The sequence below is a fragment of the Paenibacillus sp. p3-SID867 genome, assembly GCF_025142895.1.
GTDB lineage: Bacteria > Bacillota > Bacilli > Paenibacillales > Paenibacillaceae > Paenibacillus_AQ.
In genome coordinates this window covers 83,299-94,877 of record NZ_JAMBDM010000001.1, presented here as the reverse complement: position 1 = coordinate 94,877, position 11,579 = coordinate 83,299, and the positions used below count along the sequence as shown (strand labels likewise).

Annotated in this window: 15 protein-coding genes; 13 read left to right on the top strand and 2 right to left on the bottom strand. The window is 50.5% G+C overall.

All coding sequences use genetic code 11. The features are described 5' to 3' along the window. Window positions 1-29: 29 nt before the first annotated feature. Complete coding sequence (locus tag M4D81_RS00545; protein WP_260064025.1) at window positions 30-953, top strand: patatin-like phospholipase family protein; 924 nt, start codon at window positions 30-32, stop codon at window positions 951-953. A 47-nt stretch (window positions 954-1,000) separates the two neighbouring features. Here M4D81_RS00545 and M4D81_RS00540 read toward each other — a convergent pair whose 3' ends face one another. Together M4D81_RS00540 and M4D81_RS00535 are read right to left on the bottom strand one after the other, a co-directional pair. After that, entirely contained in the window at window positions 1,001-1,333 is a 333-nt protein-coding gene (locus M4D81_RS00540; RefSeq protein WP_071223836.1) for a hypothetical protein, read from the bottom strand. A gap of 6 nt (window positions 1,334-1,339) precedes the next feature. Continuing rightward, window positions 1,340-2,332 carry a DUF1385 domain-containing protein gene (locus M4D81_RS00535; protein WP_071223837.1) on the bottom strand — a complete coding sequence of 331 codons (993 nt, stop codon included), beginning with the start codon at window positions 2,330-2,332 and terminating at the stop codon, window positions 1,340-1,342. A gap of 165 nt (window positions 2,333-2,497) precedes the next feature. Between M4D81_RS00535 and M4D81_RS00530 the strand changes: the two genes are divergently transcribed. The 12 genes from M4D81_RS00530 (at window position 2,498) to spoIIIAF (ending at window position 11,569) form a co-directional block, all read left to right on the top strand. Beyond that, complete coding sequence (locus M4D81_RS00530; protein ID WP_260064024.1) at window positions 2,498-2,995, top strand: YqhR family membrane protein; 498 nt, start codon at window positions 2,498-2,500, stop codon at window positions 2,993-2,995. A gap of 77 nt (window positions 2,996-3,072) precedes the next feature. After that, on the top strand, window positions 3,073-3,519 hold the full coding sequence (gene aroQ, locus M4D81_RS00525; RefSeq protein WP_071223839.1) for a type II 3-dehydroquinate dehydratase: 447 nt from the start codon (window positions 3,073-3,075) through the stop codon (window positions 3,517-3,519). Between the two features lie 148 nt (window positions 3,520-3,667). Beyond that, window positions 3,668-4,738, top strand: coding sequence for a M24 family metallopeptidase (locus M4D81_RS00520; protein WP_071223841.1), 1,071 nt, complete (start codon window positions 3,668-3,670; stop codon window positions 4,736-4,738). Window positions 4,739-4,829: 91 nt separating this feature from the next. After that, window positions 4,830-5,387 carry an elongation factor P gene (efp, locus tag M4D81_RS00515; RefSeq protein ID WP_009591242.1) on the top strand — a complete coding sequence of 186 codons (558 nt, stop codon included), beginning with the start codon at window positions 4,830-4,832 and terminating at the stop codon, window positions 5,385-5,387. Between the two features lie 241 nt (window positions 5,388-5,628). Further along, window positions 5,629-6,882 carry an aspartate kinase gene (locus M4D81_RS00510; protein ID WP_071223842.1) on the top strand — a complete coding sequence of 418 codons (1,254 nt, stop codon included), beginning with the start codon at window positions 5,629-5,631 and terminating at the stop codon, window positions 6,880-6,882. Window positions 6,883-7,085: 203 nt separating this feature from the next. Then, the gene (locus M4D81_RS00505; RefSeq protein ID WP_071223843.1) at window positions 7,086-7,352 is read left to right on the top strand and encodes a YqhV family protein; all 267 of its coding nucleotides are present in this window, start codon (window positions 7,086-7,088) and stop codon (window positions 7,350-7,352) included. Window positions 7,353-7,450: 98 nt separating this feature from the next. After that, the gene (spoIIIAA, locus tag M4D81_RS00500) at window positions 7,451-8,449 is read left to right on the top strand and encodes a stage III sporulation protein AA (RefSeq protein ID WP_071223844.1); all 999 of its coding nucleotides are present in this window, start codon (window positions 7,451-7,453) and stop codon (window positions 8,447-8,449) included. Beyond that, complete coding sequence (spoIIIAB, locus tag M4D81_RS00495) at window positions 8,442-8,960, top strand: stage III sporulation protein SpoIIIAB (protein ID WP_216530914.1); 519 nt, start codon at window positions 8,442-8,444, stop codon at window positions 8,958-8,960. Before spoIIIAA ends, spoIIIAB begins: the two co-directional genes overlap by 8 nt. 16 nt (window positions 8,961-8,976) lie before the next feature. Beyond that, on the top strand, window positions 8,977-9,180 hold the full coding sequence (gene spoIIIAC, locus M4D81_RS00490; protein ID WP_007129715.1) for a stage III sporulation protein AC: 204 nt from the start codon (window positions 8,977-8,979) through the stop codon (window positions 9,178-9,180). 10 nt (window positions 9,181-9,190) lie between these two features. After that, window positions 9,191-9,580, top strand: coding sequence for a stage III sporulation protein AD (gene spoIIIAD, locus M4D81_RS00485; RefSeq protein ID WP_071223846.1), 390 nt, complete (start codon window positions 9,191-9,193; stop codon window positions 9,578-9,580). A gap of 15 nt (window positions 9,581-9,595) precedes the next feature. Then, a complete protein-coding gene (spoIIIAE, locus tag M4D81_RS00480) occupies window positions 9,596-10,804 on the top strand; it encodes a stage III sporulation protein AE (protein WP_260064022.1) in 1,209 nt (402 codons plus the stop codon). Between the two features lie 42 nt (window positions 10,805-10,846). Then, the gene (gene spoIIIAF, locus M4D81_RS00475) at window positions 10,847-11,569 is read left to right on the top strand and encodes a stage III sporulation protein AF (RefSeq protein ID WP_071223848.1); all 723 of its coding nucleotides are present in this window, start codon (window positions 10,847-10,849) and stop codon (window positions 11,567-11,569) included. The last annotated feature ends 10 nt before the right edge of the window (window positions 11,570-11,579 follow it).

Sequence of the window (11,579 nt, the reverse complement as noted above, 5' to 3'; positions counted from 1 at the left end):
ATTAGACCATGTGAGGCGGGGGATTTTATATGCAAATCAATGCGGTATTTGAAGGTGGGGGAGTTAAGGGGATCTCGCTTGCCGGGGCTGTCAAGGCGGCGGAGAATGCCGGCATGGAATTCAGCCGTGTTGCCGGAACGTCCTCCGGTTCGATCGTGGCATCCGTGCTGGCAGCAGGCTACCGGGCAGACGAGATCAAGCGCATTATTGAGGAGACGCCCTTTCATTCGTTTCTCCAGCGAGCACCGATCTTTAATACGAAGTTTATCGGTCCCGCCTTGCGGGTGTTGATTAAGAAGGGGCTGTATTCTGGAGAAGCCCTGGAGAACTGGATTCGGGAAATCCTGCTTGCCAAAGGGATATTTACGTTTTCGGACATCCCGGCAGGCAAGCTGTATATTGTGGCTTCGGACATTACGAATGGAAGGCTGCTGGTACTTCCGGACGACCTTCGCCAATATGGCATAAACCCTACGACATTTCCTGTGGCCAAGGCTGTGCGCATGAGCTGCAGCATTCCGTATTTTTTCGATCCCGTCATTCTTCGCTTATTGGGCAGGGCCGCTAAAGGCAAGTCGTTCGGCGAACAATTTGTATACATTGTGGATGGGGGACTGCTCAGCAACTTTCCGTTATGGCTCTTTGATCGCGAGTCGAAGGGGGGACCTAAGCCGCTGCCAGTGCTTGGCTTCCAAATGGTCGGGAAGAATAGTAACTTGCCCCATTTGATTGATGGCCCGATCGGCATGTTAACCGCCATGTTTGAGACGATGCTTTCCGCTCACGATGAACGTTATATTGAACAGCAAAATCGCAATCGAACGATTAAAATTCCGACGCTTGGCATTGGTACCACTCATTTTAATCTGACCAAGGAGGAAAGCGAGAATTTATACAATTCGGGGTTAACTGCGGGTACGATGTTTTTCGCCCGCTGGAAATCCGAACATTAAAAAACCGTCCGGCCGGCATGATTTTGCACGGTTGGACGGTTTTCTTCTTAGTGATATTTAGGAACATCATCGGATGGGTCGGGTTTTCCTTTTTGCCCATCGATAACCTGAAACGGGTACTGTTTACGTTTTGCAGCTGGATTGCTCTTCCGTGCGGTGCTATGTTTAGCCGCCAGCTTAGCCGCCGTTCGCTTGGAAGGCTTCACCTTAGGCCGCTTGTTAAAACGACGAGGCGGGAACTTATAGAGCACATACACGACAGCTACAATAATGAGTGGAATCATAATATTCATTCTTGATCCAGGGTCTAACAGGAATACCAGTAGCCCTATGGCGGCTAACGTGATCGCCGTCCAAAAAATGATCGCATGCCTTCTCATGGATTATCACCCTTTCGCGGGATCCAGCACACTTCCTGTCACAGATTGGTGAACTGTAACATTTTCGTATTGAGCATCTAACTCACGCATTCTGTTAAAGGATGCGATGGATACTTCAACTTGATCATCAGTAGGTTCCTTCGTCGTTAAAAGCTGCAGCCACAGGCCAGGATATCCGAGGAAACGGAGTACCGGCATGTCTCGCATGGCATTGGTAAGTTTCAGGAACTCAAAGGAAACGCCAAGCACGATCGGAAGAAGCGCGATTCTTTGAATGACCCGCTGCGTCATGGTATCCCATGGCACCACCGAGTAGACAACAACGCCGAGAACAATGGTCAGCATCATGAAGCTGCTGCCGCAGCGATAATGCAGTCGCGTATATTTCTGAACATTCTTCACCGTCAGCTCTTCACCGGCTTCAAATGCGCTGATGACTTTGTGTTCGGCACCGTGATACTGGAACAGTCTTTTAATGACAGGTGTCTGGGAGATTGCCCATAAATACACGAGCAGCAGTATTAATTTAATGACGCCTTCAATCAGGTTATGCACAATATAGTGATCAAATGTATCGCCAAAAAAGAAATCCTCTACAAAAACAGGAACGAGTGTAAACAGCAGCTTACCGAATATGAAGGAAAGCACGCTGACGGCGGCTACACCGATGATCATGCTTAGACTCCAGCCTGAGTCTTCTTTCTCCTTCTGTTTCTCACGTTCTTCCGGCTCCAGGGTATCGTCAGCATAAGCATCCGCAGAGTAATTCAAATGTTTGGAACCTTTAATTGTAGAATCTATGAGACTGACGATGCCGCGAAGAAGCGGAATCTTCCGCAGCTTTCGAACCCAAGCCTTGTCTTCGCGAGGCACCTCGAGAAACTTGATTTCGTTATTTTTACGCCGCACGGCCGTCACATTCACATGTTTGCCGCCGAACATAACGCCTTCGATTACAGCTTGGCCTCCATAGCTGATCGGGGTTGACTTATCGGACAACCAGTTCACCCTCCCTGACATGTTTTTCGTTCTATGAACTATTGTATCGAATTTTGAAAGTAATTTCTAGTTGGATTAGGGCAGGGGAAGCGGAGCATACTACCTTCAGAGATGAAATGAAGTAACAGCGGGCATTCGATAACTGAAAAAGAGGAGAATCAATAGATGCATGAACATCAATTTCGCAAGCAGAACCAGGTCACCAATCCGTTTACGTTTGCCCTGGAGCTGGGCTATTATGCGGGCCTGATCTGGGGGGCCGTGCATTGGATATTTTACTGGCTAAAATTCACGAAGGTGCTGCCAGGCTTTTTGCTGGAGCCGTTCTTCAAGCATGAGTTCCTCGCGACGACAGCTGGCCAAATTGCCGGTTGGCTGTCCTTTATCGCGTTTTCCGTCATCGCTTCCCTCATCTATGTCACCTTGTTCAGGAAGCTGAGGGGCCCATGGCCCGGGATAGCATACGGAATCGTATGGTGGGCGGTGCTGTTTGTCGCGCTCAATCCATGGCTTCGGCTGACGGACCCGGTGAAGAAGCTGCCTTGGGATACAAACATCTCAGAGGTTTGTATTTTTATATTATGGGGACTATTTATCGGTTATACGACTGCACAGGAATTCACCGATGAGAAACTGCGCGAACCGAAGAAGGTGACGGGCTAGCTAAGAAAAACTTCTCAACCCTATCCCGCCTATGGTAAAATAGCTTTTGGTTATTTGACGAAAAGGTGGGAAGCCCTATGAAATCCATATGGGTGATAAACGGACCGAACTTAAACCTGCTCGGCTTCCGTGAACCGGGCATTTATGGTTCACTCAGCCTGCAGGCGATCGAAGATAATTTGCGTAAACAGGCGGATCTCGCCGGTATCGGTATTACCTTCTATCAGTCCAATCATGAGGGTGCTATCATCGACCGTATTCATGAAGCTATTGGACAGGCGGACGGCATACTTCTTAACCCGGGAGCACTGACTCACTACAGCTATGCTGTACGTGATGCCATCAGTTCTGCCCGTGTTCCGACAGTGGAAGTTCACCTATCGAACATTCATGCCAGGGAGGAATTTCGTCATACCTCCGTCATCGCACCTGTTGCTGTCGGACAAATCGCGGGTTTTGGCGCAGCGAGTTACACACTGGGCTTGTCGGCCCTTTTGCAAGTCCTGAACGACCAAGAAGGATAGCTAATCCGATCAGATATTAGAAAGCTTTAACCGAGAGGTTGCTTTTTGTTATCAGATGAATTACAGCTAACCGTAACTGGCTGCTTAGAAATACGTCGAAGATGTTTTTCTTGAGCCGGCTTGGACATGGGTGAGAGGAGAGGTTAGAATGAGTAACAAACGAGTGGTTAAACTGCGCGAGAAACTTCAGACTAAAGGCTTAACGGCCATGCTGGTGGCAAGCCCGATCAACCGCAGATATTTGACAGGCTTTACCGGGTCTGCCGGCTACGTGCTGATTACCCGGGATCATGCCTATCTGTTGACTGATTTCCGCTATATGACTCAAGCTCCACAGCAAGCCGTCGGCTTTCAAGTGGTTGAGCATGGACCGAAGGTTATGGAGACGGTCAAGGAATTGCTATCTTCCGAGGGAATAACATCGCTTGGATTTGAACAGGACCATGTTACATACGGCGTATTTTCGACCTATTCGGAACAGCTCGCGCCAATTAGCCTGGTGCCGGTTTCAGGTCTTGTAGAGGATCTGCGCATATTCAAGGATGCGGAAGAATTGAGCATTATGCAGCGGGCTGCCGATTTGGCTGATCAGACGTTCAGCCATGTGCTGACGATTCTGGCTGCCGGCAAAACGGAGCGTGAAATTGATCTGGAGATGGAAATGTTCATGCGCAAGCATGGCGCAACCGCGTCTTCCTTTGATACCATTGTCGCTTCCGGCGAGCGTTCGGCTCTTCCGCACGGCGTTGCCAGCGAGCGAGTGATTCAAGGGAACGAATTCGTTACGTTTGATTTCGGTGCGCTGCTTGACGGATACTGCTCCGATCTCACCAGAACCGTTGCGCTCGGAAGTCCTGATCCTAAGCTGAAGGAGATCTATGATATCGTGCTGGAAGCGCAGCTTCATGCACTGGATCATATTAAACCTGGCATGACAGGACGCGAGGCGGACGCCTTAACCCGTGATATTATTACCCGTTATGGATACGGGGAATACTTTGGTCACAGCACCGGGCATGGATTGGGTATGGAGGTTCACGAATCTCCAAGACTGTCCAAGCTGAGTGATGATGTGCTGCAGCCGGGCATGGTGGTAACGGTGGAGCCGGGCATATACTTGCCTGGGCTTGGCGGTGTCCGTATTGAAGATGATATCGTGATTACGGAATCGGGTATTCATATACTAACAAGCTCGTCCAAAGACTACACTGTGCTTTAGGAGACTGTTCAAAAAGCTAGCTTTTTGAACTTGCACTTTAGGAAAATTGTGTACTATATTAATTAGACCGCATCCTTAGGAGGGAATCTTAGTGATTTCAGTAAACGATTTTAAGACAGGTTTGACCGTAGAAGTAGATGGCGATATATTCACCGTTTTGGATTTTCAGCACGTTAAACCTGGTAAAGGCGCAGCTTTCGTTCGTTCCAAATTGAAAAACCTTCGCAACGGCAACACCGTTGAGAAGACGTTCCGTGCAGGCGAAACGATTGGCCGCGCCATCATCGACAACCGTGGGGTTCAGTATCTCTATGCCAGCGGTCAAGAGCATGTCTTCATGGACAACGAAACTTATGATCAATTCAGCTTGACCAGCGAGCAGCTGGAGTGGGAGCTTAACTTCCTGAGAGAGAACATGAACGTTAACATCATCAGCTACCAAGGCGAGATCCTCGGGATCAACCTGCCTAACAGCGTCGAGCTGAAGGTGGTTGAAACCGAGCCTGGAATCAAAGGTAACACGGCAACGGGCGCAACGAAGAATGCGAAAGTGGAAACCGGCCTGAATGTACAAGTACCGCTGTTCATTAACGAAGACGATGTGCTTCTGATCGATACACGCGAAGGTAAATACATCTCCCGTGCATAGTAGGCTTTAAAACGGGACCCTTCAACGATTGACGGGTGCCAATATCTTCTAAACAACGAGGACTCCTGTACGTATGTACGGGAGTCTTTTTGCGATGGGCGAAAGCCGGTGCCATAAACCTGAGTTCTTTTTGCCTTGAAAAGCCTTGACGGGATGACTCACTTTCGTATTATACTGTTTTAAAGTGAGAAACCACCTGAATGCTGTTACATACTGATATTAGTGGGGAGTGAAAGAAGCATTGTCACTGTACGTCATGAAATTCGGAGGCAGCTCTGTAGGGGATACAGAACGTATGAAGCGTGTTGCCAGAAGAATTGTAGAGAAACAAGATGAAGGTCATCAATGTGTAGTCGTGGTGTCTGCTATGGGGGATACAACAGACGATTTGATTGACCAGGCGAAGCTGTTGAACGAGAATCCACCGGCACGGGAAATGGATATGCTGATGACCACGGGAGAGCAGATATCCATATCGCTGCTATCCATGGCGATTCACGGTCTCGGACGCAAGGCAAAGTCTCTTACCGGCTGGCAGGCGGGGTTCCGTACGGAAGCGGTGCATGGCAAAGCCCGTATCACAGATATTATGCCTGAACGCGTGTTTAAAGCGCTTGATGAAGGGAATGTCGTCATTGTAGCGGGATTCCAGGGAATGTCGGAAGACGGAGAGATTACAACGCTTGGACGCGGGGGATCAGATACCACGGCGGTTGCTCTTGCGGCTGCCATTCAAGCGGATGTATGTGAAATATATACGGATGTGGACGGAATTTACTCCACAGATCCGCGGGTTGTCAAATGTGCGCGGAAGTTGAAGGAGATTTCCTATGACGAGATGCTGGAGCTAGCCAATCTTGGTGCAGCTGTTCTTCACCCGCGCGCGGTTGAGTATGCGAAGCATAATCAAGTGAAGCTTGTCGTCAGATCCAGCTTTAATCATAACGAGGGTACGGTTGTTAAGGAGGAAGCAAGCATGGAACAAGGTGTGGTTGTCAGCGGAATTGCATTTGACAAGAATGTGGCAAGAATCAGTATTCTGGGCGTTTCCGATACGCCGGGCGTTTTGGCTCAAGTGTTCGGAGAGCTTGCGAAAGAAGCGATTGATGTTGATATTATCGTACAGAGCGGTGTCCAGAACGGCGAAGCAGACTTTTCCTTTACCGTTTCCTTGGCCGATCGGGAGCGTGCGTTGTCGGTTATCGAACAAATCCGCGGCAAGATTCCGTATCGTGACGTTACCTCGGAGGATCATCTGGTGAAAGTATCGATTGTTGGTGCCGGAATGGTCAGCCATCCGGGTGTGGCGGCGCAAATGTTTGATGTCATCTCCCGGCAAGGGGTCAGCATCAAGATGGTCAGCACCTCCGAGATCAAAGTATCCTGTGTCATTGAAGGAACCAATCTGGAAGGTGTCGTACAAGCGCTTCATACCGCGTACGGACTGGATACAGATCAGCAGGCTTCCGTTGGCGGACCGCAGGTGCGTCGATAACCTGTTTTTTAATGGAATAATTTATGCAATCATATCGATATTAAATAGAGTTAATCCCGGTCCATATCGACCGGGATTTTTTGCGTTGTCCGAAAGATTCAAAGTTCGCTTCTATGAAATTGAAAAAATAGAGATAAAACGAGAGTGCCTCGCATATTTTTAAACATCACACTTGTGAACAAGGAAGAAGGAGGATATAGAGCATGCTGGACAAGTTTGTCGCTAGTATGGCCACGCTTCGTTTTTTCTCCGGCAGTCTCGAGATTGTGGCGGCCATCATCATGCTGCGCCTGAACCAGGTCGATAAAGCGCTGGCCGTGAATTCCGCTCTGGCTTTTATGGGCCCGCTGATCTTGATTCTGACAACAACGATCGGACTCGTGGGAATGGCGGATAAATTGTCGTGGGGGAAGATCGGCTGGATTTTGTGCGGCGTTTCCTGTCTCTTATACGGCGTTTTAAAAAAATGATAGATTCGCTGCATATTTTTCAGGTACAAGCATACACATGGGATATGAAGTTCTCTTATTAGAAGATGATCAAAAAGGACAACCTGGGGGAAATCGATATGACATTGAACTGGTTAGACCTGTTTCCCGAGACCGTAAAACGGATGCTGCTGAACCTGTCGAAAGAGCTTCTCGATCATGTGGAGGAGGTACGTATCCGGGAGGAACGTCCGCTGGAGATTAATTCGGCGGGCAAGCATCATTTTCTGGACCGGCGCGGCGGGCTCACTTTGCGGCCTGATGAAGCGTATAAGCCAACGCGTGAAGATACCCATAGGTTGCTGGATCTAATCAGTAACCATTCCCTCTACACCATGGAAGAGGAATTGCGAAAAGGGTTTATCACGATACCTGGGGGTCATCGGGTCGGGCTTACCGGCCGGACGGTGCTCAGCGGTGGTAAGGTTGAACACATTCGGGATATTAGCGGATTTAATGTCCGGATTGCCAAGGAAGTTCAGGGCGCGGCGGATGACATCATCCCGCATTTACTCGACCGGAAACGGAAAAGGGTAATGCACTCGCTGATCTTATCCCCGCCCCAGCAAGGCAAGACCACGCTGCTTCGGGATCTTGCGAGGCAGATCAGTTACGGCAAATGGGGGAAATCGGCCGTGCATTGGCCGGGAATGAAGGTAGGCATCATTGACGAACGTTCTGAAATTGCCGGTTGTCTGCGCGGAGTCCCTGGTTTCGACGTAGGTCCGCGTACGGATGTGCTCGATGGCTGTCCGAAAGCTGAAGGGATGATGATGATGATCCGTTCGATGTCCCCGGATGTGCTGATTGTGGACGAGATCGGTCGGCCGGAGGATGCGGAAGCCGTCATTGAAGCCTTGCATGCGGGAATCAGCGTCATAGCAACGGCACATGGCTCGTCCATACAAGATATGCGGGGGCGACCAGCACTCGCCGGTCTTCTGGAGAACCGGATGTTTGAGATGTATGCCGTTCTTAACAGAACGGGCGACCACAGATCATACAAGCTGTATGACGGAGGTCAGCGAACGCTTCAGACGGCTGCAGCCGGTCCGCCGGGCGGTGATGCCTATGCTTAAACTGGTCGGGGCTGTGCTCGTGCTGGGAGCTGGAACTTTAGCCGGATTTTATCAGGCCCAGCAATTCGCGGCAAGACCCAGGCAGCTGCGAGAACTCATTCTCGCGCTTCAACGGCTGGAAACGGAGATCAGCTACGGCTTGACGCCATTACCCGATGCGCTGGAGCGAATTGGCGATTCCCTTCGTGAACCGCTCAGATCATTATTTGCCTCAGCCGCGCTTTACATGAGGCCCGACTACGGGTTATCCGCACAGGAAAGCATCCGCAAGGCACTGGGCGAATACTGGAAACGAACATCGATGAAAAGTGCCGAGCGTGAGGTGTTGGAGCAGCTAAGCGGCGTTCTTGGCACCAGTGACAGGCAGGACCAGATCAAACATATCGCTCTGGCCGTGGGACAGCTCAAGCATGAAGAAGCAGCGGCAAGGGATGACCAGGTCAAATATGAAAAAATGAGCAAAAGTCTGGGACTGCTCATTGGAGCATTGATCGTCATTTTGATCTTTTAGCGAGGTGCCAGGGGAAATGAACATTGAAGTGAACGCCATCTTCCAGATTGCCGGCATTGGGATCATCATTGCCATGATCCATACGGTCCTGAAACAGATGGGGAAAGAGGATATGGCACATTGGGTGACCCTTATCGGGTTTGTGGTTGTGCTGTTTATGGTCGTCAGACTGCTTGACGATTTGCTCAAGGAAATCAAAAGTATTTTTCTATTCCAGTAGGTGGACCTTTATGGAAATTATCCAGGTGGTAGGACTGGGCATCATCGCTACCGTGCTGATCTTGGTTGTCAAGGAACAGAAGCCGCTCTTTGCCTTTCTTCTCGCAGTGGCGACCTCGCTCCTCATCTTCCTGTTCCTGATCGGGAAGATCGGAAATGTCTTATCCATGCTGGAAGATTTGGCAGAGAACTCCGGTGTCCAGATCATCTATTTAAAGACCGTTCTGAAAATTATCGGAATTGCCTATATCGCGGAGATGGGGGCCCAGATCGTACGAGATGCCGGACAGGAATCGATCGCATCCAAAATAGAACTGGCGGGAAAAGTGCTCATATTGGTGCTCGCTGTACCGATTATCGGGATCATCATCGAGACGGTCCTGAAGCTCCTCCCGGCTTGAAAAAGGTGGGGGGACATGGTTACAGGAGTAATACTTCGAAAAGGCTTGGCCGTGTTTCGTCTACTGATCCTGATGTTGTTTATGACCGGATTGTTCTGCGGAACGATAAGTACGGCTGACGCGGCAAATCCGGCCGATGAGTGGGTTGAGCAGCAGACGCAGCAGCTGCCGACAGACCAGGTCGAGAAATACTGGGACCGGCTCATGAAGGATTACGGCGGTTTCTTCCCGGATGGAAAGACGCCGTCCCTGATGGATATGCTGCTGCCGGGCGGCGACGGTCTTAGCTTCAAAGGGGTTATGTCCGGCATCGGAAAATATTTGTGGCATGAGGTGCTCTATAACGGGAAGCTGCTGGCAACCATCGTGATGCTGAGCATCATGAGTCTGATCCTTGAGAATCTGCAGACGGCCTTTGAGAAAAGCACCGTGAGTCGGGTTGCCTATACGATCTGTTACATGGTTGTCCTGGTCATTGCCGTTAACAGCTTCAGCATCGCGATAGGATATGCCCGGGACGCCATTACCCAAATGATCGATTTCATGATGGCGATGCTTCCCCTGCTCTTTGCACTGATGGCTTCGATGGGGAATGTGGTGACCGTCTCGGTGGCTCATCCGCTAGTCATCTTCATGGTACATACGGTAGGTACGCTGATCAGCACGGTTGTGTTCCCGCTTCTGTTCTTCTCGGCTCTGCTGCATCTGGTTAGTTCGCTATCCGAAAAGTACAAGCTGACCCAGCTTGGCAACCTGCTGCGAGGAATTTCGATGGGTGTTCTGGGCGTGCTGCTTACCGTGTTCCTGGGTGTCATCTCCGTCCAGGGACTGACCAGCTCGGTGACGGACGGGGTGACGATCCGGGCAGCCAAATATGTAACCGGCAATTTCGTCCCGGTAGTCGGCAAGATGTTCGCAGATGCAACGGATACCGTGATCTCGGCCTCATTACTCGTCAAGAATTCCATCGGGCTGGCAGGGGTCATCATTATTTTGTTCCTATGCGCATTTCCTGCGATCAAGATCTTGACGCTTGCCTTGATATATAACATCGCGGCGGCCGTCATGCAGCCGTTAGGAGACACCCCGATCGGCACCTGCCTGCAGACGATCGGGAAGACGATGCTGTATGTTTTTACAGCCTTGGCCGCAGTCAGTATGATGTTCTTCCTGGCCATAACGATTCTGCTCACGGCAGGCAACATTACCGTCATGATGAGGTGAGGCAGAACATAGAAGGCGGCCAATGCTTAGGAGGAATGGCGAATGGACTGGCTTGGAGGTTGGTTGAAAAGCGTCATCATGGTGGTTCTCTTTGCAGCCTTCGTTGATTTGATACTGCCCGGCAAGGCGCTTGAACGATATGCCAGATTAGTCTTGAGCCTGTTGATTCTGCTCACGCTGCTTAGCCCGATTATCGCATTGATAACGGATCCCCCCGAGAATCAATTGGCGATGGAGCTGGAGCGGCAGGAGAAAGGGCTGCCGGAAGAGGTTCAGCTGGAGCATATTCTGGCACAGGCCGAGAAGCTGAAGGAAACGCAGCAGAGTCAAAGCCTTCAGTGGGCAGGCAACGAATTAGCCCGGGTGATGAAAGAAGAGATCGCGGCAGAAACCGGGGAGACGGTCCAGGAGGTCAAGGTGGTGCTGGCTGCAGTTGCTGGGCAGGACAAGGGATATGCAGGCGCTGCGATACGCTCCGTTGACGTAAGGCTGGTTGGAGGTGAATCGGAGAATGCAGAGGTAGACAAAAGGGATGATAAGGAGCCCATCAGCATAGAACCCGTTGATTCCGTGCAGGTGAATGTTGAATCCATGCAGTCGGAACGGGATGGAAAGGCAGCGGTGAAAGAGAATGCAGAAGCAGTGAGCAAGGCCGAAGAAGCAAGAGCAGAGCCGGTTCGGGATTACATTAGCCGCCGGTGGGATTTAGAGCCGGATCTGATCACGATATATATGCCAGGGCAGGAGCAGGATAAAAAGCTGTAGCGGAGGTGAG